A 25,787-nucleotide genomic window follows, 5' to 3' on the forward strand; every position below is an offset into this window, starting at 1 on the left:
GATTTATAGTGTGACCCTTTGGGCAAGCCCACCTGTTTCGGCCAGCCTCGCAGCCTCTGATGCCACGGCCAGGTCTTGCAGGCCGACGCCGGTGCCATCGAACAGGGTGATGTCGGCCTCTGATTGGCGGCCAGGGTTCGTGCCGTTGATCACTTCTCCGATCGGCGTGATCTGATCTTCAGACAGGATTTGTGCAGCCACTGCGTGCTGGGCCTCACCGATACTGATCGACTGGGCAATCTCATCGGTGAAAACCGTCGCCTGTGCCAGAAGCTTGTGATCAACTTCCTGCTTGCCCTTGGTATCGGTACCCATGCACGCCAGGTGAGTGCCGGGCTTGATCCAGTCAGCGTCCAATAGCGGTTCAAATGCGGAGGTAATGGTAATGATTACGTCCGACTGTGCTCCCAATTCCTGTCGCGACACTCCTTCAAAGGGGATGCCTTTCTCTTCGCATATGGCGGCCAGCCGGGTCAGGTGCTCGGGATGGGCGTTCCATGCCACCACTTTTTCAAAGGCTCGTTGTTCAAGTGCTGCTTTCAGCTGGAACGTTGACTGATAGCCGGCACCGACCATTCCCAGCACTTTTGCATCCTTGCGGGCAAGGTGGGCAATGGATACGGCGGAGGATGCTGCGGTGCGGACGGCGGTCAGGTAGTTGCCCCCCACCAGCGCCTTGAGTCTTCCGGTGTCAGGATCGAAAAGAACGACAGTGGACTGGTGGTTGGTGAGTCCTCTGGCGGCGTTGCCTGGCCAGTACCCCCCCGACTTTACGCCCAGAACCAGTGCTTCGCGGTCAAATCCGGATTTAAAGCCGTAGAGCGCGTCGGCATGGCCGATCGCTTCACGCACAACGGGGAAATTATAGGCGCCTCCTCGGGCCATGGATGCGAACACGGCTTCGACTGCCTGAAAGGCTTCATGGCGCCCAATGACTTCCCGGCAGGCGTCTTCGTTCACGATCAGAATCTGATGTGGCTGGGATGGTTCTTTGGATGACGTTTCCATCATTATTCTCCTTCGGAGTATCAGTCAGCCCACCCGGCCAGGGGCCAGGGGGCTCAGAAGCATGGATCAGAACACTTTGCCGCGGGCGCTGACGGGCCATAGCGCCTCGACCTTGCCGTTGCGAACGCCAACGTACCAGTCGTGGACATTGCAGGTCGGATCGCAGTGCCCGGGCACCAGCTTGAGCTTATCGTTCACCTTGAGAACGCCCTGCGGATCACTGATCACGCCGTGCTCGTCTGAGCACTTGATGTACTCCACGTCATCGCGTCCGTAGATAAACGGTAGACCGCTGTCGACAGACTGAGCCTTGAGGCCGGCATCGCAAATGGCCTTGTCGGCTTTGGTGTGGCTCATGACATTGGTCAGGATAAAAAGGGCGTTTTCCCATTCGCCCTGGTCGATACGTTTGCCGTCCTTGCCAAGGATGCGCCCATAATCGGCATCCATGAAGGCGTAGGAACCACATTGCAGCTCGTTGTAAACGCCAGAGTTACTCTCGAAATAGTACGAACCGGTACCTCCCCCTGAGACGAGTTCCGGCTCCAGGCCTACTGCTTTCAAGGCATCCACCGCGTCCTGCACCATGGCAATGGCGGCATCGAGTTTTGCCTTGCGTTCGTCGTAGGATGTCATGTGCTGCATGGCGCCCTGATAGGCCTGGATTCCGGTGAATCTGAGGTTGGGGGCAGCATCAATGGCTTGCGCGATGGTAACAACCTCAGAAGTGGAGTTGACGCCGCAACGCCCTGCACCGCAGTCAATTTCCACAAAGCAGTGCAGTTCGGTGCCATGCTTCTGGGCGGCCGCCGATAAGTCTGCGACGTTTTCGATGTCGTCAACGCAAACGATGATCCGTCCGCCATGTTTGGGAAGCTGGGCGAGGCGGTCGATTTTCAGCGAACCGCGTACCTGGTTCGAGACCAGTATGTCCTTGATGCCGGCCCGGGCGAAAACTTCAGCTTCAGAGGGCTTCTGGCAGCATACGCCGATAGCGCCCCCCAGTTTTTCCTGCAATCTGGCGACATCAACGGACTTGTGCATCTTGCCGTGCACCCGGTGTCGCATTCCATGCGCCTTGGCATAGTCGCCCATTTTCTTGATGTTGCGTTCCAGTGCGTCCAGGTCGAGGATCAGGCAAGGGGTCTGAATTTCGCTTTCATCCATGCCGATAGCGGCGGGGATGTCGTAACCAACTTCCAGTTCTTCGGGGCGTATAAAGGCTGTCATGATATGTCTCCTAATCAAATGTTGTTTCAGTTCCAGGGAAGTGCGTCCAGGTCCACATTGCCGCCGGTGATGATCACGCCGACTCGTTTTCCTCGGAAGACCTCAGGATTCTTAAGGATGGCGGCCAGCGGTACCGCACTGCTGGGCTCAATCACAATCTTCATTCGCTTCCACGTCAGCTTCATGGCTTCGATGATTTCCTCCTCGGTCGCGGTGAAGATGTCCGAGACGTAGTTGCTCACGAAATGCCAGGTCAGTTCTTTCAGGGGTACTTTTAAACCGTCCGCCACAGTGTTCGGCGCATCATCGGCAATGATGTGACCTGCCTTGAGGGAGCGGGCTGCGTCATCAGCATTCAGTGGTTCCGCTGCGTATATCTTCACGCCCGGAGCCTTGTTTGACAGGGTTAGACAGGTTCCGGAGATCATGCCACCGCCACCGATGGGAGCGATAACTGCATCCAGGCCTGGCACCTGGTCCAGAAGTTCGAGGGAGCAGGTGGCCTGGCCGGCGATAACCCTCGGGTCGTTATAGGGGTGTACAAAGTCTGCGCCGGATTCGGCCACGACCTCGGCAAAGACGGCTTCGCGGGAAGTGGTGGAGGGTTCACACTCGACGATTCTGCCGCCATAGCCTTCTACTGCGTCCTTCTTGGCCTGAGGTGCAGTGTGAGGCATGACCACTGTTACCGGGATGCCGCGCTGGCCCGCCGCGTAGGAAAGCGACAGAGCATGGTTGCCGGAGGAATGGGTAGCGACGCCGATTGCGGCTTTCTCGGCATCTAAGCCAAACACCGCATTGCAGGCGCCACGCACTTTGAAGGCCCCGGCCTTTTGAAAGTTCTCACACTTGAAGAACAGTTCTGCTCCAGTCAACTCGTTCAGGAACCGGGATGTCAGTACCGGCGTCCTGTGTATGTAAGGTTTGATCCGCTCATGGGCCTCCAGAACATCGTCAAACGTGGGTATTTGGTTCTTTTCATCGCTCATGGTTCACCTCGTCAGTCAGCGTCGACCGGTTATGCTGCCGTTTTGCGGAAATAGGACTGGGCGGCGCGAACGCCTTCGCCCAGCTCGATGGGGTAGTCAAGATCCGCCATGGCCATCTCGATGGTTGCCAGTCCGGACAGAACCATGGTGTCGGTCAGGGAGCCCAGGTGGCCAATGCGGAATGCCTTGCCATACATTTCGCCCAGGCCAATGCCGAAGGAGACGCCGTACTTCGAGAACGCGTGGTCGGTCAGTTTGTTGCTGTCAAAACCTTTGGGCACGTATATGGCGCTAACGGTATGGGAATGGAGTTCGGGAGACTGGGCGCACAGGTCCAGTCCCCAGGCCTTGACCGCCTGGCGGACACCCTCTGCCAGCCGGAAGTGACGGGCGTAAACATTGTCCAACCCTTCTTCAAACAGCATCTTCAGGCTTTCCCGCAGGCCGTAAATCAATTGCAACGGCGGTGTGTACGGGAATCCGCCCTGCGCGTTGGCCGCCATCATCCCGCGGAAGTCGAAGAAAGTGCGCGACAGTTCGGCGTTCTCCATCGCGGCCAGTGCTTTCTGGCTGACCCCGAGGATAGCCATGCCGGTGACCAGCATGAAACCCTTCTGGGAACCCGAAACAGCGATATCTACGCCCCAGTCGTCCATTTCGAAAGGCATGGAGGCCAGTGAGCTAACGCAGTCAACCAGCAACAGGGCAGGATGAGCGCTGCTGTCCATCGCTTCGCGAACGGCGCCGATGTCACTTTTTACGCCGGTCGCGGTTTCGTTATGGGTTACCAATACCGCTTTGATCTCGTGCTGGGTATCGGCGCTCAAGGCCCGCTGAAATTCATCCGCGGGCGCGCCGCTGCCCCATGAGCATTCAATGATCTGAACGTCCAGCCCATGCCGCTGGCACATATCAATCCAGCGATGGGAAAACATACCGTAGCGGGCGATCAAAACCTTATCGCCGGGGGACAGAGTGTTGCAGATGGCAGCTTCCCAGCCCCCGGTGCCACTGGAGGGAAACAGAACGACTTCGCCCGACTGGGTCCCGAAAACTTTCTTGCAGTCCTGCAGTAGCGGGGCGAGAGTCTCAACAAAGTCCGGTGACCGGTGGTCGCTGCTTTGCACATTCATTGCGTGGCGCAGTCGGTCGGGGATATTGGTGGGCCCGGGAATAAAGATAGGGTTCTGCTCAAACATGAGTTTTCACTCCCTTCGTTTTTGTCATTATGGGAAGCCCCGTCGCCGTGGCCGCCTCTCGTGCTTCATGTCTTAACCATAGGCCCCTTAGTTCTAATTACTCAATATGAAAGAATTCCATAATGTGGAATATCAAAACAAAAAATTAGCCGTTTTTTAACCGATTGGTTTTAAAGGAGTAAAAAAGTTTGTTAGTTATTAATAAAATTTCCACATTGTGAAATAATAGATCCAGTTTGTAGAATTATTAACCCGACCTTGAGCATGGTCTGGTCTTTTAACCCGGAGAGCTTGATGACTGATACCAAGATTGAACCCCGCATTCAGGTCATTGACCGGGCAGCGTTGCTGATGGATGCAATCGGCCGTTATTCCAAACCAGTCAAACTGAAAGCATTGAGTGCTGAGACTGGGCTGGCGCCATCAACGGCCTACCGGATTCTCCAGTCACTGATCAGTAATCGTTTTGTTGAAAGGGACTCCAGTGGCGATTACCGTTTAGGTCAGAGGTTGTTGCAACTGAGCAACCGTCTGCATTCGGATATCGACCTGCGAGCTGTTTCGCTCCCATACATGCAGGAGCTATGTGACCGTTTGGGTGAAACCATCAACCTCACGATTCGGGAAGGTGATGTGGTGATTTATTTTGAAAAGGTCACGCCAAATCGCATGATGCATGTCAACCAGATTGTAGGCAGTCGCGCCCCACTGCATGTCACCGCTGTGGGTAAGCTTATGCTGGGCCTTGCGGGGGAAGAAGAGATTGAAAGTTACGCCCGGCGAACCAATCTGCCTGCCTACACCCGCAATACGCTGTCTTCGCTGGAGAAGCTTGAAGAGGCCTGTTTTATCGGCGTTCGTCAGGGCTATGCGCTGGATAACGAAGAAGCGGAGATTGGCGTGGGGTGTATTGGTGTTCTGCTGTTCGAAAAATCCGGGAACGTCAGCGCGGGGCTGTCTATTTCTGCTCCTATCGAGCGGAGGAAAGACGAGTGGATCGGCGAACTGAAAAAAGCGGGTGAAGCAATCTCACGCCACCTGGGGTATCAGCCAGGCTAATACCAAAGACAAGCAGGAGAGCCAGACGCGCCGCTCCGGAGAGCGGCGCTTACTGTTGCTGACTTTATTAAAAACCTATTGCAGCCGTTCAACCCGAACACTGGCAATTGGGTTGTCCCAACGTTGACGGCCGCCTAGCGTGGAGGTGCTGAGGCCATCGTCCTGAGTCACGACGCCGGTATGGATGTAAACCGCATCCCGGACATCATCCCTGACAGCGTTAAAACCTTCTGCCAGTCCGCTGGCAGCGGGGCCAGGTACCGTGTCGGCAGATTCGGTGTTGGCTTCGGTGCCGGCATCGTAACTGATGGCCAGGAACATCGTGCTTTCGCCCACCGCCAAATCGCTGAGATCAACACCGCCAATGGCAGCCAGGCCATCGTTGGTGTTCACCGGCATTGACGCCCACGTCATCAGCACCTCATCTCCGGAGCTAACCGAGGCTGAAGCCGTAATCTGCTCTGAGGCGCCGGGAACTATGACCCCCAGCCCGGAGGCCGCAGAGAGGACGTTACTGTCGGCATCTGCCGCCGTGATGAAATCGCTGTTGTCGCCGCCCTCCGCCAGTTTCTCCAGAGCGACTGACGCAGAGTCACCCAGCGTAAACGCCTGCCAGCTCGGGCTATGAAGAACAACCGCTGCTGGGGAGAGCGGTTGCCCTGCCGTGAGGTTGGTGATGGTTACCTGATAGCGATATTCCCGGGCGCTGCTCAGGAGTGTGCCGTTGTCAGAATCACAACCGGCCAACAGGGCTGCCAGAGGCAGGAGTAAGAGCATTTTTTTGCGAAAGAACATGGCGCACCTCCTGGCTATTTAACCGTAACGGTGATGCGGGCCACCGGGTTCAGCCACCGGTGAAGCGTGCTCACGATGTCACTGTCGCCACCGGTGAGGTCCGTATCGCCCAGGTTGCCCCGATGGATGTGAACGTAACCTTCGGCCGTGCTGGCGGCACCGGTTCCGTTGTCACCCAGAACAGGGTCCAGTGGCGGAGGTACCGGCATACCGGGTTGGCCCGGAGTACCACTGCCGCGAATCTCATCATTGGCTTCGGTGCCGGCATCATAGGCGTTGAGGTTGTAGGTATAGGTTCCGGGATCTGTCGGCACGTCAAGGCTATTGATCGCCAGGAAGCCATCGTTGGTAGGCAGTAGCATCGCTACAATCGACAGCTGAGTGTTGGCGGTGGCGTTGTCGGTGTTGAGTGAAGCGGTCGTGCTGGCTCCCGGTGCCAGCAGGCCAGCGGCAGGATCCTGGACCGTGGTTGCACCAGCCGTATTCAGCAGTGTAACCAGCCCGGAGATATCGCCGCCCTCTGCCATCGCCTGCAGCTCGCTGGAGGCTGCGCTGCCGGTTTCGAACAGAGTGACTCCTGCCGGATGGGCCGTAACCAGCAGAGGGGTGAAGTACAGCCCCCGCGTCGGATTGTGGATTTCAACATCAAATTCGGCTGCCTGCGTCAGAATTGGCGCGGCAACCAGTGCCAGTGGAATAAGGATTCGTTTCATTGCTCTGACTCCTTTCAGGATTGTTATTTCCATTTTAGTATCGCTGAACGCTGACGGCGTATTCATCACGAAAGAGTCACGGGTTGATCACTGTTTAGTAAGCGGCCAAGAAGCTCCTGGTTAAAATGTGTAGTGCAAACCTACTGACGGTAGCGTCAGTAGGTTTGCCAATGCTCGCTGATTGCTAGGATACTGCTTAATACAATGCTGATCTGAGGTGGTCCGTGAGGGCGAGATGAACTACTCAAGCTATGCAATGGAAACTTGGCGTCATTTGCCACTGGATAACGCAGCACATGACTATTCAGTGCTTGTGCATTATGCGACGTTGGCGGCGTCGAGCCACAATACTCAGCCCTGGCTGTTTAAACTGGAAAAAAACCGGATCCGGATTTTGCCGGACTTGTCACGGCGCTGCCCTGCGGTCGACCCCGACGACCACCATTTGTATGCCAGCCTGGGCTGCGCCACCGAGAACCTTCTGCTGGCGGCACAAGCGGCCGGACTGCAGGGCCACTGTACCTATGACCCGTCGACCTCGGGTGTGCAAATTGATTTCGAGGAAACGATTCCCTTCCGGTCACCTTTGTTCGAGGCCATTCCCAAACGGCAGTGTAGCCGGGTCGAATACGATCGGTCGCCACTCACTGCAGAGCAGATGCAGCAGCTGGAGACGGCCGGGCACGGCGATGGAGTCTCCGTCAGGCTGTTCACTGACACTGACCATAAAGAGCGGATAGCCCGCTATGTGGCCGAAGGGAACACCATACAGTTCGGCGATGCTGCATGGGCCAGGGAGCTTAAATCCTGGATTCGATTTAACACAAGAGAGGCCGTCAGCGCAGGAGATGGGCTGTATGGACCGATCATGGGTAATCCCGATGTGCCCCGATGGCTTGGGTTGCTGGCGATGAAGTTCGGTTTCTCCGCGAGGAAGCAGAACCAGAAAGACTTCCGGCACATCCGAAGCTCGTCTGCCATTGCCGTGCTGGTTTCTGAAACTGACGACGAGCGCCATTGGATTGAAGCCGGCCGCTGCTATGAGCGGCTTGCGTTGCAGGCAGCCGCTCTGGACTTGAAGACGGCCTTCCTTAATCAGCCGGTAGAGGTGGCGCCCCTGCGCGCTGAGTTTGCCCGTTTTCTGGGGGTCGGAAACGGACGGCCGGACCTTATCGTAAGAATTGGACGTGGGCTGGAAACGCCACGATCACTGCGGCGGCCGGTGGAGCAGGTTATTGTTTAGGCGCGCTAGCGTCGACTGCAATACGTGTTAGGCTGCCGGGTAATAGACCGACCAGCCCGATGGAGCAATCATGAGCAGTGACCCGCTAAAGCAAATACTCGAGATGAATGGAGAAGAGCGATACGACTACTTTCTGAGTGAGGTGCTGGAGGAGCGCGAAATCTGGATACTGGTCAATGCCGAGAACCGTTTTCTGAAAATTGTCTCGGAAGAGGACGGCGTGGCGCACTTGCCAGTATGGCCCAGTGCGGAGTTTGCCGCCGGGTACGCTCAGGGGGCGGATGACCTGTCCCCGAAAAGCATATCCCTGCCAGACTTTTTCAAGAAGTGGGTGCCGGGACTGACCAATGACGGGCTTGAAATCGGTGTTTTCCCAGGTGCCGACAGTACCCTCTGGATAACCGCGCCGGAAGAATTGAAGCGCGATCTTCAGGATGAGCTGTCGAGCTTCTAGGCCGGCTGAACGGGGAGCGATTGCCGCGCTGATTAGCCAGGCAATCGCTCCCAGATCGTCACCTCTGACAGTGTGTGCTGGAATTTGTGCTGTGTTTCGCGGATGACGAATGGCACTTTCCGTGGCTGTCCCACTAACCTGAAGTGGCTGGACAGGTGGTCTTTCAAACCATCTAACGTGGTGTGGTTTTCTCCGTCTTTTTTGAATCCACCGATCCATTCCTCCTTGGGTGTATGCTCCTCAAGCCATGTGTAAGGCGACGCGATGATCAGTAGCCCACCGTCGTTGATCCGTTCATGAATGCTGTCCAGGAAACGTCTTGGCCGGTATAGCCGATCAATCAGGTTGGCTGCCAACACGAGATCGTAACCGCTGAATTGGGGTTTGAGGTTACAGGCGTCTCCCTGATGAAATGACACTTTGTCGGCAATTTCATCCAATCCCAGTTCCTCGAAAGTTTTCAACGCCGTACCAGGCGTCACCGAAGTGAAATTCCGCGTATTCGGCCAGTAACCGATCACTCTCATAATAGGCATTGGGCTGGCTGACCTCGGCCTCCGACGAGATATATCGGAACCCGGCATGCTGGAAAAAGTGCCGTCTGAATGCATAGCGAGCTGCCAGCCGTTCCCTACGACGTCAAACCATTCGCCATGACGGAAGTGAGTCACAGGACACGATGACGCGCCGTGATCCAGATGGAGGTTGGCACTGGCGGTATGATGACTAACCTCCTCTACGCCCGCCGCCGAGCATAGCCGGTACCACTCGTCTTCTGTCGGCAGTCGAATCGGTTCCCCGGTTTGCTCACTTTTCCATTCACAGAAGGCTCTCGCCTCGTGATAATTCACTTCAACGGGCCAGTCCCAGGGCATTTCAATTTCTTCAGTCATCAGGCGCAGATGCCAACCATTGTGCCAGCGCCAGAACGTTGGGTGTCTCGCCTTTGCAAACTGGCGCCATGAGCGCCCCTCATCGCCCCAGAATCTGTCCTGTTGGTAACCGCCGGCCTCAACAAATGCCAGGTATTCCTGGTTGCTCACCAGGTACCGGCTCGCACTTTCGCGCGATATGCCTTCACCTCGTAAACGTTGGGCCAGTCGTAATGGTCCTCGTTCAGGTCGTCCCAGCTCATTTCATCCACTCCCACAGCAAAAACCGACTCCATATGGGGATCGATCCGCTCGTGCAGGAGTTTGGCCAGCAATAGTTTGTTAACGAAAAAAGTTGCGGTATGGCCGAGGTAGAAAATGAGGGGATGTCTCAGTGGAATCGACTTCTGGAAATAGCCTGCATCATCTGCGAGGCAGTCGAAGAGGCGCGTGTAGGTGTCAAAGGTGTTGGTAAAGTACAGGGCAATTTCTTCGCGCTTTTCCGGTGCCAGGCCCTGGCTCAAGTCGGGTGTTCTCAGAAGACCGGTCCGGTTCTTGATCGGGTGGGAGGGAGATGCAATCTCCGGTGTTGGCGATGTCATGATTGAACACGTCCTATGTTGTGTTTGCTAACAGTCATACGCTTTGTGTATGAGGGATGGTTCAGCTGTCCCCGAAAACTGTTTTGACGATCCTTGTGCCCGAAATGTTACATGCCGGATTTTTTTGCCAGGGCCACCGCCCGAGGTGCGCCCAGTGCGAGAAGAACGGCACCGATCGAACAAGCCAGCATGGCGGTTGTAATGGAAAGCAATGTTTGGTCGCCAGAGAGGGAGGACAGGGCGCTTATGGCTCCGGCAATGGTAAATTGCGAGGCGCCAAGCAGAGCCGCAGCTGTGCCGCCGAGGTGAGGGAAAAACTCCATGGCGTTGGCCATATTGTTGGGCACGATGCCGCCCTGGCAGCCGATGGCAATAATGATACAGCCTGCAACCACCCACAGAGGACCCTGTAACTGAACGGTCGTGACCAGGGCTACCAGGGCCAGGCACTGGGCGATGACCTGGGCGCGCACGAGGCTCTCGGAGGAGAATCTGCTCAGCAGTGGGCGGTTGATCAGGTTCAGGGCCGCCATGAACGCAATGTTGGCTGCGAACAGGATGGCAAAAGCGTTGTTGGAGAGGCCAAACCATTCCTGATAGATGAACGAGGAGTGGGTAATGAACAGGAGCATAGTACTGAAGCAGAGCACCTGAATGCCCACAAAGCGCATGGTGGTTTTATGTCTGAGTACCAGCAGGTAGTTTGTTACCAGCGTTTTGACCGGTGTTGTCTGTGGTGGCCGCGGTTGCAGCCGGGGGAAAAGCATTACATTGAGCGCCAGGATCAGAAGCACTGCGTATCCGGCCAGCATCAGGAAGATCCATTGCCACTCCCCCAGCATAAGCATCAGGGCGCCCAGCGACGGGGCGGCAGCTGGTGCAATGAACATGATCAGGCCAATTAATCCGAACAGCCGGGCGGCATCCTGTCCACTTACCTCATCCCGGACAATCGCGGGCACAGACACTGCGCAGAATGCTCCGCCAATGCCCTGGGCAATGCGCCAGACAACCATGTCGGACAATGTATCCGCCAGTGACACCATCACCGCTCCACTGGCAAAAAACAGAAGGCCGGCGAAGAGAATCGGTTTGCGCCCGTAGCGGTCAGACAAGGGGCCACCAACCAACTGGGCCAAACCGAGAGTTGTGACATAAGCGCTCAGGGTTAATCCGACATTACTATGAGAGATGTTCAGGCCTTCGGCGATGCTCGGAAACGCGGGCAGATAGGCGTCAAGCGCCAGGGGGCCGAGAGCCACGGTCATTCCCAGGAGTACCGCAAGTTGAAGGTGGGACAAAATTTATCTCCTTTCCCGGCTTGAGTTGTTTAATCCATTGAATGAGCTTGCCCAACGCCTGTACCGTGGGTAACTACGGCACCGGGAATGTTTCCCGATCTTACGTTCTGTGCCGGTCACCTGGAGCAATAGCACCATGTTGGTTTTTCCTAACCCCGTTGGTTCCGGTTCACTCTGGTTCGATAACCTTACCACTGCAGAGGGTATGCCCGTCGCCTACGATCCGCAGGCACGGGCTTTCCTGCCCATGCGGCCGTTCTGCGCAAACCGTGAGATCATCGGATGCAACTGGATCGCGCCCAAGGAAGGCGCTTTCTGCCGTTCCTGCGCGATGACAGCGCTTGCTCCGGATCCGAACATTTTCAATGCCATGCCCAACTGGGCCGAAACCGAGGCGGCAAAGCGCTGGGTGCTCGACAATCTGGGACGCTGGCACTGGTTCCGGCCGGAAGACCCGGGCACTCGCCCAGTATTCCACATGCTTGCCGAAGGGCTGACACCGGTGGCCATGGGGCATGCCAACGGTGTGGTTACGATCAGCGTTGCAGAAGCAGATCCGGTGGTGCGGGCAACACGGCGCCAGGCACTGCAGGAGCCCTATCGGACGATGGTCGGCCATATGCGCCATGAGATTTCTCATATGCTCTGGTGGCGGCTCAGTTTGCGTAACGATTTCCTTGAGTCATTCCGGGAAGTATTTGGCGACGAGCGTGCAGATTATCCGGCCGCGCTCCAGAACCACTACCACAACGGGCCACCGGCATACTGGAAAGAGTATTATCTGACTTCTTACGCCTCGGCACACCCCCATGAAGACTGGGCGGAGACAGCAGCCCACCTGCTTCATCTGACAGACATAACGGACAGCGCCATTGCCTCTGGTCTTTCGTCGCCGGAGTTGCCCGGTGCACGCTGGGACGCATATTCCGAACCGGATACGGCGCGGTTGATTAACGTGGCGGCTTCCCTGGCAATACGGGTCAATCACGTCAATCGCTCCATGGGGCTCTCGGATCTTTATCCCTTTGTTCTGTCTCAAACTGCTCAGCGAAAACTGGCGTTTGTGCATGACTGGCTGCGCCGGGGTGCTCAGGGGCGCTGAGGTGTGGACAAAAAGTTGCCCACAAAAACTGTGGATAACTTTGTTGGCAACGTAAGGACATGTAGCCTGGAGCCGCTGAACACAGGCGCTCCAGGAATATGACCGTTAATTGACCGCAAGGTTACACTATTCCCGGGAATCCGGGATTACCGTGTCTCCTGAGCAATGCGATTGAACCATTCGACCCCGAAGCGTACTCCGAATCCCTGAAGGTCTGTGGGTATGTGCGCCAGCCCGCCCTTGTGAGTGCCGGAGGACGCCATGTCCACATGAACCCAGCCAACGTTCTTGTCCACGAATTTCCCGAGCAAGCGGGCTGCGTATATATGGTCGCCCGCCCCCGCTGTCCGGCATTGGAGAGTATCGGCGACCTCCGATTTCAGGTCTTCGTCATAATCATCTTCGTAAGGGAACGGCCACACACGCTCACCACACTGTTCCCCGGCGTGGATGAGAGGGGCAACCCAGTACCGGCGGTTGGTGATTGCGCCGGCCATACGTTGGCCCAGGGCCGAGACGACGGCACCGGTCAGGGTGGCGTAATCCAGTATCGCCCGTGGCTTTTGCCGGCATGCCAGAGCCAGGGTGTCGGCAAGTACCATTCGACCCTCGGCGTCCGTGTTGATCAGTTCAATGGTGGTGCCGTTCAGCGCGGTCACAACGTCGTTACACTTCGCTGCCCTTGAACCGATGTGGTTTTCGGCCAGCGCCAGCCAACAGTCTACCGGCTTTGAAAAATTGAGGCGGGTCAGGGCAAGCAGGGTTCCTAGCGCGACGGCGCTGCCCTGCATATCGCCATGCATGCCCAGCATGCCACCGCCTACCTTGAGATTACTGCCGCCGGTGTCGAAACAGATGCCTTTACCGACCAGTGCAAAGGGCTGCTCTTCTGCGCCCTTCAGCCGGTATCGAAGGCGGAGTATTCCGGCATCCCGGGTGGGGCTGGCCTCAACCACGGATAGAAAAGCGCCGGCGCCCAGTTGTTGCAGTTGATCCCGGTCATAGAATTCAGCTTGCCAGCCTTCGGTCTTTGCCAGCGCTTCGGCGTAATCACGGTAGATCCGGGGTGTCAGGTAGTTGCCCGGCAACTGTGTGAGCCAGCGCGCCAGGTTGTTGCCCTCGGCAGTCGCCTTGGCGAAGCGAAAGTCAGCCGCTTCAAAATTGCCAATAAAGTTCATGGCTGCGAGGGGGTGGGTGTCCGGGGTTTCGTCAGAGATCTTGGGGGGCTGGAATAGGGCCGCGAAGGCCGCAGCCACGAGCGCTTCGGCCATAACGCAGGCAGCATGTGACTGATCAAGCATGGAAATCACATTGATCTTTTTGGAGCGCTCTGCCAGCAGTGGCGCGATCAACTCACGTGCCTGGCTGAGAGCTTTGAACCCGCTGACGTCGTCTGTCACGAAGGCAATGGCGGCGCGTGTCCCTCTGGGGCCTGAAAGCAGCACCGGACTTTTGCCTTCCGGGAAATCGGCAAGACGCAACTTCAGGAAGTCCGCCCAGGGGGACCTGGATAGTACGTTTTGGTCGGCTTTCGGTACCAGGAGTATGAGACTTACGCCTGTATCAAAGTCCCACGAGGCTGGTATGCGGTGGTCTACCTCCAGCTTCAGTGCTGGCATTTTCGGAAGCTCAGGTTTCATGGGCAGGTCCCCTAAAGGATTTTGAACGATCTCTGGTTTAAGGATAGTTGGATTCGTCCGGATTACAGAACCATTCAACAAGGTCTTGAGGAAATCAGGTATGCAGGCAATCTGACACGCGCTGGATGTGTCGTAGAGAGTAGCCTCAGAGACCAGAAGCTGGCACAGTTCACCGGATCAACAGTTAACCATACCAAGAGGATAGGCGGGTGACAGACCTTGTAGATTACCAACTCAATGATGGCGTCGCGACGATTGCCATTGCCAACGGAAAAGCGAACGCCTTGAGTCATGAGGTATTTGAAGCGCTGAATTCTGCGCTGGACCGAGCTGAGCAGGATGAAGCTGTGGTCATCCTGACCGGACAGCCGGGCATTTTTTCCGGAGGTTATGACCTCAAGGAGATGCAGAAAGGCCCGGGCGAGGCATCTGCTCTGGTCAGTGTGGGTTCAAAACTGACGCGCCGCCTGTCTGCGTTTCCGTTCCCGGTCATCGGTGCCTGCAGTGGTCATGCGATAGCCAAGGGTGCGTTCATCATGCTTTCCGTGGATCACAGGATCGGCATTGAGGGCAGCTTCAAGCTTGGTCTTAATGAGGTCGCCATTGGCATGACCATGCACCATGCCGGTATTGAAATAGCGCGTCACCGTCTCGCGCCTGCTCATTTTTATCGCTCAGTCATTAATGCTGAAATATACAGCCCCGAAGGCGCCGTGCAAGCGGGCTTCCTGGACGAGGTCGTGGCTCCCGAACAGCTGATGACCCGGGCGAACGAGCTGGCGCAACAGTTCCGGAAACTGAACATGCGTGCGCACAAGGAGACCAAACTCAAGGCCAAAGCCGAGTACCTGGCATTGCTGGACCGCTGCATTGAACAGGATGCGGCCAACTTGGGGCTGATGGCCTGATCACTCCCCGACTGCAAACTGCTGTGCGGGTCTGAACCGGAACAGCTTCGCAAGGATCAGGTCCGGAAACGACTGTATCCGTGTGTTGTAGATCAACGCGCTCTCGGCGTAGCTGTTCCGAAGCAGCGACAGGTAATTCTCGGTCTCAGCCATCATGGCCATGAACTGACCGATCACTTTGCTGTTTTTCAGGTCCGGATAGTTCTCGATCCGGGCCTGCATCGCTCTGGTCACCTTCTGTTCAAATCCAATCAGTTTGTCGAGCTCCCCTGCGTTACGGATCCCGGCCGGATTGGCATTGCGTAGCTGGGCAATAGCCTTGAGCAGTTGGTTCTCGTGGGCCAGGGAGGCTTTGACTACTTTCTCCAGGTTAGGCCACAAGTCGTGGCGCTGCTGGAGGATGGTGTCAATGTTGGCCCGGGCACGGTCGACACGGTTCTTCAGGAATACGATGTCGTTGTAGTGCAGGATGCCGATGTAAATACAGAGTACAAGCGGCACTATCAGTGCTGAAAGCAACAGATTGTCAGGGCTGAAGTTGCCGTCTGCCGCGAACATTGCGGTAGCCGCGAACAGGAAGAGGCCGAGGCTGACGGCAGTGCCCACAAAGCCGCCTGCACCGCGCGCGAGCACGATGTCATCTTCCTCGTGAGTGCTGATGAGAAAGGGTGCCTCTTCATCCTTTTGGATGGTGAGGCGGTCAGGCTGCTGGCGGTCCAGGCCAGCAAATCCGATACAATACACGTTGACCAGCGTGTCCAGGAGTCTGACGCTGTACCGTCTGTCGCCTCGGGTTTCCGAGTGGTGTTTCGGGTATTCAATGCTGGCCCCCTCCGGCTGAACCAGTATCCGGCCCTGGTTGTCGTCGAGCCAGAAGGGCACTCGCTCGCTCCGATGCTCGATGGTGTGCCACTTTTCGTTTTTTCCGGACCCCCGCCGCTCTTCCACCTTGTAATCAAAGGCCACGCATTTCTCGTTCAGGAGCGGGTCATGGATGGGCGGCCGAAGGTCATCTGAATCCACCATGCCTTTCAGCTCAGACAAGCCAAAACTGAGGCCTGTTGTGCTGCTGGTGGGTACGGCTTCGATCAGGCGTTTGAATTTGACGGTGCGGATCGCGAAGAAAACGAGTATCACGGCAAGTGCCGAGCTTCCGGCTGATAGACCCCAACTGGTCCAGGCATGCTGGAATTTGCCTTGTGGCTGACGTTCAACGATTTGCTCCACCCGGGCTATGGTGCTGTCGTCCAGCTCAGGTAGTGGCAAGCGGTTTTCTACCGTGCGCCGGAACATCCATCGGTCAAGCCAGCCGCTGGTGCTTTGGCGAATAAGCTGTTTCAGGGCAGCAAGGTCGGCGAGGGCGAGCGGGTTATCCTTACCATCGTTCAGTTGCTGATAGCGGGATTCGTAAAGGGTGGCGATGGCGGACCATTCCTGATTGAGCTTAGTCACTCCCAGAACGGAGAGGGTTCCCGAGATGGCGACGCTCATCACCAGTACATACACCCAGAAACGGTGTATTTTTGTGGCGGTCAGCGCCAGGGCCAGGCCCAGTGCCAACAGACCGGTGGCGATTGAAATCCGGATGGCCGCACTAAACAGGCGGTCCCCGCCATCGACATCAAGGGTGAAGCCCGAAATCAACGACGGCAGGCTGAAAACGTCTAGGCCTGAAAACACCATCTCCCCGTCTTCGCGATTGAAGCGCCCAATCACCCTGACGGTATCTCCGGGCTTCAGAGCCCACTCTGAATAGATTTTCTGGCCGGTTTGAGAGTAATAAGTGCGCTCCAGACTCCACTCTATGGCTGAGTGGTCGTGACCTGGTGCAATGGTCACAGTGCCACTGCTATCCCGGAGTGGGAAGCTTCCGCCCCGTTCGCCCGAGTCGAGCGTACGGATGTGTCGGTCGCCGTCGGAGTCCCGGTATTCTTCCTCAAGTTTGTATCGATAATACACCGCTTTGGTGTTTGAGTAAGGCGTAGAGAGTGTGCCCAGATCCTCGCCTGCCTTGCCGGCAACAATATATGGCCCCTTCGTCAGCGCGGCGATGGGCGTTTCTGGCATCCGCTCTATCTGGCGGGCCTGGGCAAGCTGCTCGAGCCCGGTTTGCATGAGGTGGTAAGAACCGGCCAGACAGGCCAGCGCAAGCACTGCCATAATGATACGGCCTGGTCTGCCTGCAATGTTAAAGCGCCTCATGGGTGTTACATTCTCTCTGTCGGTGATTTCAGGAGGGCGAGAGTATATAACAGGGAAACAGGTCTCTCATGTTTGTCTTCACACCCCGGAGCCTCTGGTGATTCAGCCCGGATCATGTAACTTGGAGGGCTTACTGCGCCCCATAGCAATCGATAAAGGAGTACTGTCGTGTCCGTGTCAGAACAGTTTGCCAGCGATAACTACAGCGGTGTTTGTCCGCAAGCCTGGAAAGCCATGGATGAGGCGAACCGGGTGGACGAGGCCGCCTATGGCGAAGACAGCTGGACTCAGCGGGCGGCAGATGGTATCCGGGCACTGTTTGACACCGACTGCGATGTCTATTTCGTCTTTAACGGCACAGCGGCCAATTCGCTGGCTCTGGCGTCCATCGGCCAGTCGTTTCACAGCGTGATTTGCCACGAGCTGGCTCACATTGAGACGGATGAGTGTGGTGGGCCGGAGTATGCGTCCAATGGAGCAAAGCTCTTGCTGGGGCAGGGGCCGGACGGCAAGCTGACGCCAGAAAGCATCGAGCATCTGGTCACCAAGCGCACCGATATACACTACCCGAAGCCCAAGGCGCTGAGCCTGACTCAGGCAACAGAGGTGGGCACCATCTACACGCCTGATGAGCTGCGTGCGATCCGGGCCACAGCCGATCAGTACAACCTGAATATCCACATGGACGGAGCCCGGTTTGCCAACGCGGTGGCGGCTCTGGATGTTCACCCGTCCGAGATCACCTGGAAAGCCGGGGTCGACGTACTGTGTTTTTCGGGCACCAAGAATGGCCTGGCTTTGGGAGAAGCCGTGGTGTTTTTCAACAAGCGGCTGGCTGAAGACTTTGAGTGGCGCTGCAAGCAGGCGGGTCAGCTGGCGTCCAAGATGCGATTTATCTCGGCGCCTTGGTGCGGGCTGCTGGAAGATGACGTCTGGCTCAAGAATGCGCGACACGCGAATGCCTGCGCCGAGCGACTGGCCAGCGGCCTGGCTGGCCTGCCGGGCATAGCGCTTCGCTACCCCAGAGAGGTAAACGGTGTCTTTGTGGAAATGCCGGAGCCGATACAGGCGGCGCTGCGGTCCAAAGGCTGGCGGTTCTACAATTTCATCGGTGGTTCGGCCCGGCTGATGTGTTCCTGGGCGACGACGACAGAGCGGGTTGATCAGTTTCTGGCTGACGTGCGGGAATTGGTTGCCTAGCGCAAGAAGGTCGAGCTTTGGCTAATTCGATGGGCTGAGAGTTCTGATGGATTTCTGGCTGCCCCGCCTTTCTTTTGATGCCGGGTTGGCTAGACTTTAATCGGTCCCTTTGCCTGGAGTATGTGCCCATGGAACATTCTCCTGCGATAGCCGCGCGCTTTTCCGCGCACATCAAGCCGACCTCCGGCAAGCAGGGACTCTCGCGTTAAGCGCCACACGAATAATCGCCGGATTTTGGGTCGTTATCGATCTAATCGGCTGCGCCTGGGTGGTTTATTATTCCAGAAGAGGCTGCGTTTCCAGAGGAGGGTAGCTGAGATGGAAAAAATAGATTGGCGCATAAAAGGATTGGAATTTGTAAACTGTAATTGTGACTTGGGATGTCCATGCCAGTTCATGGGACGACCTTCCCACGGCGACTGTGAAGCATTTGCTGCAGTAAAAATTGAAGACGGGTTCTTCGGGGATACGCGTCTGGATGACCTGTCCTTTGCCATGACTCTGAAGTGGCCGGGGGCCATTCACGAAGGCAATGGCACGGCACAGGCCTTTGTCGATGAGCGGGCCAGTCCGCAACAGCGGGAAGCCCTGATGGCCATCCTGTCGGGCGAAACATCCGAGCCGGGCGCCACGTTCTTCAATGTGTTTGCCAGTACGATGACGAAGATGCACGATCCGGTGTTCTGCCCGATCCAGATTGACTGTGACGTTGAGGCACGGAAGGCGTCAGTTCGGGTGGCGGATCTGATTGAGGCCAGTGGTGCACCTATTCTTAGCCCGGTGGATGGCTCTGAACATCGGGCCCGCATCGATCTGCCGAACGGTTTCGAGTACGCGGTAGCCGAGGTGGCGACTGGCCGCACCAGCGCTCATGCAGACATTCCGATGGAGCTCAATGCCAGCCATAGTCACCTCTCACACCTGGATATCGGACCCGCCGGTGTTCACCGGTAGGTGACGGGTGAGAAAGTGGCGGGCAGAAACGGTTCTTTCTCTGGCTTGAGGGTGCGCGATTCGCTGGTAACTCTGGTCGGGTTACTGGCGATCGTGGGCCTTAGCTGGTTGTATCTTTTCGGCTTGGCGTCCGATATGGCCTCGATGTCTCCGGGCATGATGACCTTCAAGGACTGGACACCTGGGTATTTCGTTCTGATGCTGGTGATGTGGGGCATCATGATGGTGGCAATGATGACGCCAAGCGCCGCCCCGATGATTATGCTGTATCGGCAGGTGGCTCGGAAGAATCATCTGACCGGTGCCATGCTGGGTACGGCACTGTTCGCTGGCGGATACCTCCTGGTCTGGATGCTCTTCAGCCTGGTGGCGACGGCACTGCAGTGGCTTTTGGAGCAGTGGGCGCTGCTCAGCCCCTATATGCGTAGCCAGAACCAGTTGTTCAGTGGCGTTATCCTGATTGCCGCCGGCATCTATCAGTTTTCCTCCCTGAAACAGGCCTGCCTGCGTCGCTGTCAAGGCCCGCTGATCTTCATTACCCGGTATTGGCGCTCAGGGCTGCGGGGAGCTTTTGAGATGGGTATTCGCCACGGAGCCTACTGTGTGGGCTGTTGTGCCGCGTTGATGGCCTTGCTGTTCGTGGGCGGGATTATGGATCTCAGTGTAATCGCGGCGATAGCGGGGGTGGTGTTGCTGGAAAAATTGATGCCCGGCGGAGAGTGGGTTGCAAGGGGAATCGGCTCTCTCGCCATCGCTCTGGGCGCGTTTCTGATGTCGGTTACGGTGATGTGAGTTCAGTAGTCCCCTACAGGATAGTTACGTTCTGGTGTAGAGTTCGGGAAGGCGGTGATGTTTTGCAGTCCCGAATTTCGGTATCGCTTGTCGCACGTCATCGTGGTATATCAGCATCCTTGTCGTCCACTTTCAGTCTGGAATCTGAAGACATGCCAAGAGCTAGTGAAATCAAAAAGAATTCTGCCGTTGAGTATCAGGACCGAGTCTATTTCGTGAAAGACATTGAGCGCTCGGTGCCGCAGGGCCGTGCCGGAGGTAGCCTCTACCGAATGCGGATGTACGATGTGGTGACCGGTAACAAGATTGATGAGACCTTTAAAGACTCGGATATGTTGAATCTGGCGGACCTTACCCGCCGTCCTGCCTCCTTCTCCTATGCCGACGGCGATGAATATGTGTTCATGGACACTGAGGACTACACCCAGTACAGCCTGAACCGGGAATCCATTGCCGATGAGTTATTGTTTATCAGTGAAGACACCCAGGGCGTGATGGTGATTCTGCTGAAGGATTCTCCCGTAGCGCTGGATCTGCCGCCCACTGTTGAACTTGTGATTGAGGAAACCGATCCGTCCGTCAAGGGTGGTTCAGCAACCGCCAGAACCAAACCGGCCAAATTGAGCACCGGACTGGTAGTACAGGTGCCTGAGCATATTTCCACTGGTGATCGCATAAAAATTAATGTTGAGGAGCGCAAGTTCCTGGGTCGTGCATGAGCTGAAGTAAGGAAACCCCTTGAAACCAATAGAAACAATAAAAGTGTTGGCAGCCAGCGTGATTGCCGTTGTGGTCATGGTGGGAATTGCCCGGTTTTCCTATACACCGATGATACCCGAGATGGTCGATGCGCTTGGTTTGAGCAAGTCCGTTGTGGGCATGCTGGCGACGGTGAATTATGCCGGGTATCTGACCGGTGCGTTGCTCATCACACGGATCAGTGATCTCGGCCTCAAAGTGAAGTTGTACCAGTTGGGGCTGGTGGTTGCCGTGGTTTCTACGGTTCTCATGGGGTACACCACCGACATCTGGTTGTGGTTTGTGTTGCGCTTTGTCTCCGGATTGAGCACGTCCGCCGGCATGTTGCTGGGTGCGGGGCTCTTGATGAGCTGGCTGATCAAGAATAACCAGAAATCGGAACTGGGCGTGTTCTTTTCGGGTATCGGTCTCGGGATTGTTCTCACTGCAGTTCTTGCAGAGCTGATCAAGGATCCTTTCGCCTGGGATCAGCAGTGGGTGATCTATGGATTGGTGGCGCTGGTGCTTCTGGTTCCAGCCTGGCTATGGATGCCGGATTATCGGGCCTGTGCTCTCCCACGAACCGGAAACGCAGCGGCCCGTGAGGAACGGAGCCGGTTTATTATCATTCTGCAGCTGGCCTATTTCTGTGCCGGCGTTGGTTATGTGGTTACGGCTACTTTCCTGGTGGCGATTGCCGAGTCCATGCCCGAGCTCAGCGGTCACGGCTGGCTGATCTGGCTTATTGCCGGCCTTTCCGCCACACCCGCCTGCTGGCTCTGGGATGTGTTCTCGCGCCGTTGGGGGCAGTGGACAGCGCTTTATCTCGCCTACACGCTTAACGCCGTGAGTATCCTGATGTTGATCCTGAACACCAGCATGGCCAGCGTCATGCTCAGCGCTGTGATATACGGTGCCAGCTTCATTGGTATTGTCAGCATGATGCTGGCGATGGTCGGGCGCGTGTTCCCCGAAAATCCCTCCCGGCCCATGAGCCGGCTTACTTTCAGTTATGGTATCGCACAGATGCTGGCGCCCGCTGTCGTCGGTTACCTGGCTGATGTCGAGGGGAATTATTCCCATGGCCTCTGGCTGACCCTGTTGGTGATGGCCCTTGGGGTCGTGATGCTTCACCTGGCACGCCAGGCCAAAGACAGAGAAACGGCTGCCCTGAGCCAGACCGGTTAATAAGACCCGGTCTGGTCCTTTGGTGCCATCTTGAGGAACGCACCCAGCGCTGCCAACAGCAATGCTGTGCTCACGATAATCGCCACCGGATAATAGAGGTTTCCAGCGAGCTCGAGCTGGCTGTATTTGATGATCATTATCAGTCCTTCCAGGGACATGGCAACGCAAACGGTTCCGATGAATCGAGGCAGGGTTCGCCTCATCATGGTAATGACATCGTGGGATTCTGACCGCCCGCTGTATTCCGAGCGGATCACCATGGCCAGCTCGTAAACCGCGAGGGCAATGATGCTGCCGTTAACTCCCTTGATCAGTGCCTGCATGAGTGGCTGACCGGCCTGAAACTGGCCGACGACATCCATGACAGTTGCTCCCACCAGCGTAAAAGCCAGCACGAAGAATACGAGGGAAAACAGACGTGCGAACAGGGCCCTGAGAGGAATTGTCGCCAACATGTTAATCATCAATAAGCCGTTTTTAGTGAGAGGAATTTGGTCACCTTCATTCAGGCTACTCGTTGGCAAAGAACCTGTCGCTTACAGGTTCCTAATGGAGCGTTAACCTGGGCGACACCTATTCTGTGGTTCGACCGGCGACTTTTGCCTGGAGCTGCCTGTTGCCACTTCGAGGAGGCGCGAGTTGAAGTTTTATGCGCCGTTGCTGGTACGAATACTGCTTTGTTGTAAAGTGTTGTGGCGGCTGCCGATGCTCAAAGAGTCATACCCGATCAGCGCCGTCTTTTTTCAGGAACCAGGGAGGCAGCATGAAAGTTTCGGTAATCGGTATGGGCAATGTAGGCTCAACGCTTGCCTTCGTTCTGACATTGAAGAACATCGTGAAGGAGCTGGTTCTGGTCGGCCGCAGCAAAGAGTCGGTTATGGGTGATGTCCTTGACTTGCGCCATGGCCAGTTGTTTGTCAACACTCCCGCACAAGTGACGGCAGGGACGGTGGCGGATACGGCCGGCTCGGATGTGATTGCTGTTTGTGCCTCGGTTCCGACGCCGAAGAACATGAGCAGTCGCCTGGAGCTGGCGCAGGGCAATGTTGAATTAATGCAGGCGCTGATGCCCGAGCTTGCTCGCTTTTCACCAGACTGCAAGATTGTGATGGTGTCCAATCCGGTGGATGTTCTGGTGCACTATGCACTGGAATTTGGCGGTTTTCGTCCCAACCAGGTGATTGGCACCGGCACTCTGGTGGATTCGTCCAGGTTTCGCCAGTTGCTTGCGGAAGAGCTTCGTATCCATACCGAGGACATCCGTGCCTATATCCTTGGTGAACATGGTGACAGCCAGTTTCCGGCGATGAGTTGCGCCGATGTGGGCGGAGAGCCCCTGGATCCTACCCCCGGTCGATACGCGTTATTTGAGCAGGCTTCGCGCGCCGGTTTTGAGGTGCTCAAGCACAAAGGCTGTACCAATTACGCGGTAGCCCTGGCAGCGGCGGAGATCATCGAATGTATTGCAACTGACGCCAAACATACGCTGCCGGTCAGCCTTCGCGTTGATGGCTTTTTAGGTGTGAGCGACGTCTGTTTGAGCCTGCCGGCGGTGGTGGGTAGCAATGGTATCGAGCGGGTTTTGCATCCGCGGCTGAATGAGAGAGAGCAGGCGGCGTTTCTTCACAGTGCTGACGTGGTCCGAAACGTTGTCACATCCGCGGAACCGGATTGATCGTTTCAAGGTTCCCTTGCTGTAGTAACCTTTGCGTAAAGCCAGAGAGATAAAGGATCGATGTCTGAAATGCTGTCCAAACCCGTGTCCTCGTCCGCCATTGAGAAACACGTATACAAAGTCTTTCCCAATGACATGAATGCCCACAATACGGTCTTCGGGGGCATGATCATGGCGAAGTGCGATCGCCTGGCCCTCGTGGTTGCCGAACGCCATTCGGCCCATGTTTGTGTCACCGCCGCAGTGGATTCCATACACTTTCGGGCGCCTGCCAAGGGAAACGATACCCTTCTGTTCAGCCTCTCCCTTAACCGCAGTTGGGGCTCGTCCATGGAAATCGGCGCCAAAGTGGAGGCGGAGAACAGCTATACCGGTGATACCCGGCACATTCTTTCGGCCTTCTTCACGTTCGTGGCTCTGGACGAGAATGATAAACCGGTGGATGTGCCGGCGATCACGCCTGAAACCGACGAGCAGAAGCGCCGTTATGACAATGCCCAGATCCGGAGGGAAGGGCGCCTCAAGACCCGGACCCAGTTGGCCCGCTCGGCTTCCGGGAGTTCCTGAGCAGGACCTTCTCCGCCGAAAACTGCTATGTTGATAGTGAAGACGGTTTGATGGGCGTCTCACCGGGTTGCTTTGGTTAAGGGTTAGGGAGGGCGTATGGATGTTCCGTCTGGCGGAGCCCAGCACTATATCCTCATGTTGATGCCCAGGCTCCTTCGTGAAATTGAAGAGCTGGGATTGCCTCATATTATCCGGACTTCCGGTTTTTCCGAACGGGAGGTCACAACCCTCTATTTTGAGTTCGTCTCCATCAAACGGGTGCTCCCGAGCAACCCGGATAGAATCGCTCCGGAAATCTGGGAACACCTGCTCTACTGCGTTCAGGTGATGAGCGCCATGGTGAGTGCGGCGTCTCTCGATGATCTGGTCCAGGCCCGTGAGCAGGCAGTACAGAAGTTCCTGCCTCATGCCCGAAGGGCCATCGAGGCTGAATACCGTGACCAGTGCCGCGAAGGCACGGTCGACCTCAGGCTGGCAGGCATGCTGCGCGATGAAGCCTCACCTGAGCATTCCCGGGATTTATGTATGGAAGCCATACGGCTGGAGCGGGAGCAGCGTCTGGAGTCAGTCAGGACTTTGTCGACTTCATCGCTGGGCAACCATTCGGCTCATATCGTTGAAGCGGCCAAGGCCTGGGTTGTTCGGGAAAACGCTGATCCGCCAGAAGACTTCAGCGTGATGGATCTGGTTATCCGGTTGCTGGACCTGCTGAAGCTGGTGCTGGCGATTGAAGGTGATAACAGTGCCAGGGCCGAGATTCCGGCCGATTTTTCAGTGGACAAAATTGTACTGGGAATAGGCAATGCCCTGTACCGCAAAGAGCTGGGCCTGCAGTCCTCCATGGTCAAATTCCCGCATCCTTGACGTTTTCCATGACCACGAATGTGCTGGTTTGAAGTACGTGGGGTAGTGCGGAAATCTGCTCACCCAACACCTGCCTGTATTCGGCCATATTCCGCGTTCTGACTTTTAGCAGGTAATCAAAGTTGCCGGCAATCATGTGGCACTGCTCCACTGCCGATATCTGTTTCACCGCTTTATTAAAGGCTTCGAGGGCATTGCTGCTGGTGTCATTCAGGGTTACCTGAGCAAAGGCAATATGGCTCAGTCCCAGTTTGGTTTGATTGACCAGGGCCGTATAGCCTGTGATGTAACCCTGCTCTTCAAGCCGGCGCATGCGCACCTGGCATGGCGTTTTAGACAAGCCAACCCGGGAGGCAAGTTCAGTAACGGTGATCCTGGAATTCTTTTGCAGCTCCCGGATGATGGAGTGATCAATTCTATCCAGTTCGACCATAATTTCGATTCCCGGTTAAATTTACGGCTATATCTTCAGCTAAATATAATCAAAATACC

General features: G+C 56.3%; 26 protein-coding genes. 13 read left to right on the forward strand and 13 right to left on the reverse strand.

Annotated elements, in window-relative coordinates; all coding sequences use genetic code 11:
- Nucleotides 1-3: 3 nt before the first annotated feature.
- The 4 genes from bhcD to bhcA all read right to left on the reverse strand — a co-directional run bounded on the left by bhcD (nt 4) and on the right by bhcA (nt 4,426).
- Entirely contained in the window at nt 4-1,008 is a 1,005-nt protein-coding gene (gene bhcD / locus BKP64_RS00995; RefSeq protein ID WP_099092544.1) for an iminosuccinate reductase BhcD, read from the reverse strand.
- A 66-nt stretch (nt 1,009-1,074) separates the two neighbouring features.
- Nucleotides 1,075-2,238 carry a 3-hydroxy-D-aspartate aldolase BhcC gene (gene bhcC, locus BKP64_RS01000; protein ID WP_070964791.1) on the reverse strand — a complete coding sequence of 388 codons (1,164 nt, stop codon included), beginning with the start codon at nt 2,236-2,238 and terminating at the stop codon, nt 1,075-1,077.
- 26 nt (nt 2,239-2,264) lie between these two features.
- On the reverse strand, nt 2,265-3,227 hold the full coding sequence (gene bhcB, locus BKP64_RS01005; RefSeq protein ID WP_070964794.1) for a beta-hydroxyaspartate dehydratase BhcB: 963 nt from the start codon (nt 3,225-3,227) through the stop codon (nt 2,265-2,267).
- A 29-nt stretch (nt 3,228-3,256) separates the two neighbouring features.
- Nucleotides 3,257-4,426 (reverse strand): L-aspartate--glyoxylate aminotransferase BhcA, encoded by a 1,170-nt coding sequence (gene bhcA, locus BKP64_RS01010; RefSeq protein WP_070964797.1) that lies wholly within the window; start codon nt 4,424-4,426, stop codon nt 3,257-3,259.
- A gap of 294 nt (nt 4,427-4,720) precedes the next feature.
- On the opposite strand from bhcA, the gene BKP64_RS01015 reads away from it, so the two are divergent.
- Entirely contained in the window at nt 4,721-5,485 is a 765-nt protein-coding gene (locus BKP64_RS01015) for an IclR family transcriptional regulator (RefSeq protein WP_070964799.1), read from the forward strand.
- Nucleotides 5,486-5,560: 75 nt separating this feature from the next.
- On the opposite strand, the gene BKP64_RS01020 is transcribed toward BKP64_RS01015, so the two are convergent.
- Entirely contained in the window at nt 5,561-6,280 is a 720-nt protein-coding gene (locus BKP64_RS01020; protein WP_070964802.1) for a spondin domain-containing protein, read from the reverse strand.
- Nucleotides 6,281-6,294: 14 nt separating this feature from the next.
- Complete coding sequence (locus tag BKP64_RS01025) at nt 6,295-6,993, reverse strand: spondin domain-containing protein (protein ID WP_070964805.1); 699 nt, start codon at nt 6,991-6,993, stop codon at nt 6,295-6,297.
- A 235-nt stretch (nt 6,994-7,228) separates the two neighbouring features.
- Between BKP64_RS01025 and BKP64_RS01030 the strand changes: the two genes are divergently transcribed.
- Nucleotides 7,229-8,236, forward strand: a complete 1,008-nt coding sequence (locus tag BKP64_RS01030) for an Acg family FMN-binding oxidoreductase (protein WP_070964808.1) — start codon at nt 7,229-7,231, stop codon at nt 8,234-8,236.
- A 70-nt stretch (nt 8,237-8,306) separates the two neighbouring features.
- Entirely contained in the window at nt 8,307-8,690 is a 384-nt protein-coding gene (locus BKP64_RS01035) for a DUF2750 domain-containing protein (RefSeq protein WP_070964811.1), read from the forward strand.
- A 32-nt stretch (nt 8,691-8,722) separates the two neighbouring features.
- On the opposite strand, the gene BKP64_RS01040 is transcribed toward BKP64_RS01035, so the two are convergent.
- The 3 genes from BKP64_RS01040 to BKP64_RS01045 all read right to left on the reverse strand — a co-directional run bounded on the left by BKP64_RS01040 (nt 8,723) and on the right by BKP64_RS01045 (nt 11,465).
- Nucleotides 8,723-9,733 (reverse strand): putative 4-mercaptohistidine N1-methyltransferase, encoded by a 1,011-nt coding sequence (locus BKP64_RS01040; RefSeq protein ID WP_227515472.1) that lies wholly within the window; start codon nt 9,731-9,733, stop codon nt 8,723-8,725.
- Nucleotides 9,730-10,164 (reverse strand): hypothetical protein, encoded by a 435-nt coding sequence (locus BKP64_RS19440; protein ID WP_227515473.1) that lies wholly within the window; start codon nt 10,162-10,164, stop codon nt 9,730-9,732. The genes BKP64_RS01040 and BKP64_RS19440 overlap by 4 nt, the downstream gene beginning before the upstream one ends.
- A gap of 107 nt (nt 10,165-10,271) precedes the next feature.
- A complete protein-coding gene (locus BKP64_RS01045) occupies nt 10,272-11,465 on the reverse strand; it encodes a multidrug effflux MFS transporter (protein WP_070964814.1) in 1,194 nt (397 codons plus the stop codon).
- 136 nt (nt 11,466-11,601) lie between these two features.
- Here BKP64_RS01045 and BKP64_RS01050 point away from each other — a divergent pair, with 136 nt between their 5' ends.
- The gene (locus BKP64_RS01050) at nt 11,602-12,567 is read left to right on the forward strand and encodes a zinc-binding metallopeptidase family protein (protein WP_070964816.1); all 966 of its coding nucleotides are present in this window, start codon (nt 11,602-11,604) and stop codon (nt 12,565-12,567) included.
- A gap of 146 nt (nt 12,568-12,713) precedes the next feature.
- On the opposite strand, the gene BKP64_RS01055 is transcribed toward BKP64_RS01050, so the two are convergent.
- Nucleotides 12,714-14,207, reverse strand: coding sequence for a M17 family metallopeptidase (locus BKP64_RS01055; RefSeq protein ID WP_083329120.1), 1,494 nt, complete (start codon nt 14,205-14,207; stop codon nt 12,714-12,716).
- A gap of 209 nt (nt 14,208-14,416) precedes the next feature.
- Here BKP64_RS01055 and BKP64_RS01060 point away from each other — a divergent pair, with 209 nt between their 5' ends.
- Nucleotides 14,417-15,115 carry a crotonase/enoyl-CoA hydratase family protein gene (locus BKP64_RS01060; RefSeq protein WP_070964819.1) on the forward strand — a complete coding sequence of 233 codons (699 nt, stop codon included), beginning with the start codon at nt 14,417-14,419 and terminating at the stop codon, nt 15,113-15,115.
- Here BKP64_RS01060 and BKP64_RS01065 read toward each other — a convergent pair whose 3' ends face one another.
- Complete coding sequence (locus BKP64_RS01065; protein WP_070964822.1) at nt 15,116-17,317, reverse strand: LemA family protein; 2,202 nt, start codon at nt 17,315-17,317, stop codon at nt 15,116-15,118.
- Nucleotides 17,318-17,485: 168 nt separating this feature from the next.
- On the opposite strand from BKP64_RS01065, the gene BKP64_RS01070 reads away from it, so the two are divergent.
- The 5 genes from BKP64_RS01070 to BKP64_RS01090 all read left to right on the forward strand — a co-directional run bounded on the left by BKP64_RS01070 (nt 17,486) and on the right by BKP64_RS01090 (nt 22,189).
- Nucleotides 17,486-18,517 carry a threonine aldolase family protein gene (locus tag BKP64_RS01070; protein ID WP_070964825.1) on the forward strand — a complete coding sequence of 344 codons (1,032 nt, stop codon included), beginning with the start codon at nt 17,486-17,488 and terminating at the stop codon, nt 18,515-18,517.
- Between the two features lie 318 nt (nt 18,518-18,835).
- Nucleotides 18,836-19,471, forward strand: coding sequence for a DUF1326 domain-containing protein (locus BKP64_RS01075; protein ID WP_070964827.1), 636 nt, complete (start codon nt 18,836-18,838; stop codon nt 19,469-19,471).
- Nucleotides 19,472-19,486: 15 nt separating this feature from the next.
- A complete protein-coding gene (locus tag BKP64_RS01080) occupies nt 19,487-20,263 on the forward strand; it encodes a DUF2182 domain-containing protein (protein WP_070973497.1) in 777 nt (258 codons plus the stop codon).
- Between the two features lie 152 nt (nt 20,264-20,415).
- Nucleotides 20,416-20,982 (forward strand): elongation factor P-like protein EfpL, encoded by a 567-nt coding sequence (gene efpL, locus BKP64_RS01085; RefSeq protein ID WP_070964833.1) that lies wholly within the window; start codon nt 20,416-20,418, stop codon nt 20,980-20,982.
- Between the two features lie 19 nt (nt 20,983-21,001).
- On the forward strand, nt 21,002-22,189 hold the full coding sequence (locus BKP64_RS01090) for a YbfB/YjiJ family MFS transporter (protein ID WP_070964840.1): 1,188 nt from the start codon (nt 21,002-21,004) through the stop codon (nt 22,187-22,189).
- Here BKP64_RS01090 and BKP64_RS01095 read toward each other — a convergent pair.
- Entirely contained in the window at nt 22,186-22,653 is a 468-nt protein-coding gene (locus tag BKP64_RS01095) for a hypothetical protein (protein ID WP_070964843.1), read from the reverse strand. The two genes, BKP64_RS01090 and BKP64_RS01095, sit on opposite strands and share 4 nt — an antisense overlap.
- Nucleotides 22,654-22,952: 299 nt before the next feature.
- Between BKP64_RS01095 and BKP64_RS01100 the strand changes: the two genes are divergently transcribed.
- From BKP64_RS01100 to BKP64_RS01110, 3 genes are all read left to right on the forward strand, one after another.
- Entirely contained in the window at nt 22,953-23,864 is a 912-nt protein-coding gene (locus BKP64_RS01100; protein WP_070964845.1) for a malate dehydrogenase, read from the forward strand.
- 60 nt (nt 23,865-23,924) lie between these two features.
- Nucleotides 23,925-24,431, forward strand: a complete 507-nt coding sequence (locus BKP64_RS01105; RefSeq protein WP_070964848.1) for an acyl-CoA thioesterase — start codon at nt 23,925-23,927, stop codon at nt 24,429-24,431.
- A gap of 96 nt (nt 24,432-24,527) precedes the next feature.
- Complete coding sequence (locus tag BKP64_RS01110; protein ID WP_070964851.1) at nt 24,528-25,295, forward strand: hypothetical protein; 768 nt, start codon at nt 24,528-24,530, stop codon at nt 25,293-25,295.
- Here the strand turns inward: BKP64_RS01110 and BKP64_RS01115 are convergent.
- Nucleotides 25,276-25,728 carry an Lrp/AsnC ligand binding domain-containing protein gene (locus BKP64_RS01115; RefSeq protein WP_070964853.1) on the reverse strand — a complete coding sequence of 151 codons (453 nt, stop codon included), beginning with the start codon at nt 25,726-25,728 and terminating at the stop codon, nt 25,276-25,278. The genes BKP64_RS01110 and BKP64_RS01115 overlap by 20 nt on opposite strands.
- Nucleotides 25,729-25,787 lie beyond the last annotated feature (59 nt).

The sequence above is a fragment of the Marinobacter salinus genome (genome assembly GCF_001854125.1).
In the GTDB taxonomy this organism is placed as follows: Bacteria; Pseudomonadota; Gammaproteobacteria; order Pseudomonadales; family Oleiphilaceae; genus Marinobacter; species Marinobacter salinus.

What these genes read in the sequence shown, in the direction of transcription:
- BKP64_RS01030 (WP_070964808.1), top strand. Translation starts at nt 7,229, where the DNA reads ATGAACTACTCAAGCTATGCAATGGAAACTTGGCGTCATTTGCCACTG.
- BKP64_RS01055 (WP_083329120.1), bottom strand. Translation starts at nt 14,207, where the DNA reads ATGAAACCTGAGCTTCCGAAAATGCCAGCACTGAAGCTGGAGGTAGAC.
- BKP64_RS01050 (WP_070964816.1), top strand. Translation starts at nt 11,602, where the DNA reads ATGTTGGTTTTTCCTAACCCCGTTGGTTCCGGTTCACTCTGGTTCGAT.
- BKP64_RS01110 (WP_070964851.1), top strand. Translation starts at nt 24,528, where the DNA reads ATGGATGTTCCGTCTGGCGGAGCCCAGCACTATATCCTCATGTTGATG.
- BKP64_RS01035 (WP_070964811.1), top strand. Translation starts at nt 8,307, where the DNA reads ATGAGCAGTGACCCGCTAAAGCAAATACTCGAGATGAATGGAGAAGAG.
- BKP64_RS01065 (WP_070964822.1), bottom strand. Translation starts at nt 17,317, where the DNA reads ATGAGGCGCTTTAACATTGCAGGCAGACCAGGCCGTATCATTATGGCA.
- bhcC (WP_070964791.1), bottom strand. Translation starts at nt 2,238, where the DNA reads ATGACAGCCTTTATACGCCCCGAAGAACTGGAAGTTGGTTACGACATC.
- efpL (WP_070964833.1), top strand. Translation starts at nt 20,416, where the DNA reads ATGCCAAGAGCTAGTGAAATCAAAAAGAATTCTGCCGTTGAGTATCAG.
- bhcB (WP_070964794.1), bottom strand. Translation starts at nt 3,227, where the DNA reads ATGAGCGATGAAAAGAACCAAATACCCACGTTTGACGATGTTCTGGAG.
- BKP64_RS01075 (WP_070964827.1), top strand. Translation starts at nt 18,836, where the DNA reads ATGGAAAAAATAGATTGGCGCATAAAAGGATTGGAATTTGTAAACTGT.
- BKP64_RS01105 (WP_070964848.1), top strand. Translation starts at nt 23,925, where the DNA reads ATGTCTGAAATGCTGTCCAAACCCGTGTCCTCGTCCGCCATTGAGAAA.
- BKP64_RS01115 (WP_070964853.1), bottom strand. Translation starts at nt 25,728, where the DNA reads ATGGTCGAACTGGATAGAATTGATCACTCCATCATCCGGGAGCTGCAA.
- BKP64_RS01095 (WP_070964843.1), bottom strand. Translation starts at nt 22,653, where the DNA reads ATGATTAACATGTTGGCGACAATTCCTCTCAGGGCCCTGTTCGCACGT.
- BKP64_RS19440 (WP_227515473.1), bottom strand. Translation starts at nt 10,164, where the DNA reads ATGACATCGCCAACACCGGAGATTGCATCTCCCTCCCACCCGATCAAG.
- BKP64_RS01015 (WP_070964799.1), top strand. Translation starts at nt 4,721, where the DNA reads ATGACTGATACCAAGATTGAACCCCGCATTCAGGTCATTGACCGGGCA.
- bhcD (WP_099092544.1), bottom strand. Translation starts at nt 1,008, where the DNA reads ATGGAAACGTCATCCAAAGAACCATCCCAGCCACATCAGATTCTGATC.
- bhcA (WP_070964797.1), bottom strand. Translation starts at nt 4,426, where the DNA reads ATGTTTGAGCAGAACCCTATCTTTATTCCCGGGCCCACCAATATCCCC.
- BKP64_RS01020 (WP_070964802.1), bottom strand. Translation starts at nt 6,280, where the DNA reads ATGTTCTTTCGCAAAAAAATGCTCTTACTCCTGCCTCTGGCAGCCCTG.
- BKP64_RS01025 (WP_070964805.1), bottom strand. Translation starts at nt 6,993, where the DNA reads ATGAAACGAATCCTTATTCCACTGGCACTGGTTGCCGCGCCAATTCTG.
- BKP64_RS01100 (WP_070964845.1), top strand. Translation starts at nt 22,953, where the DNA reads ATGAAAGTTTCGGTAATCGGTATGGGCAATGTAGGCTCAACGCTTGCC.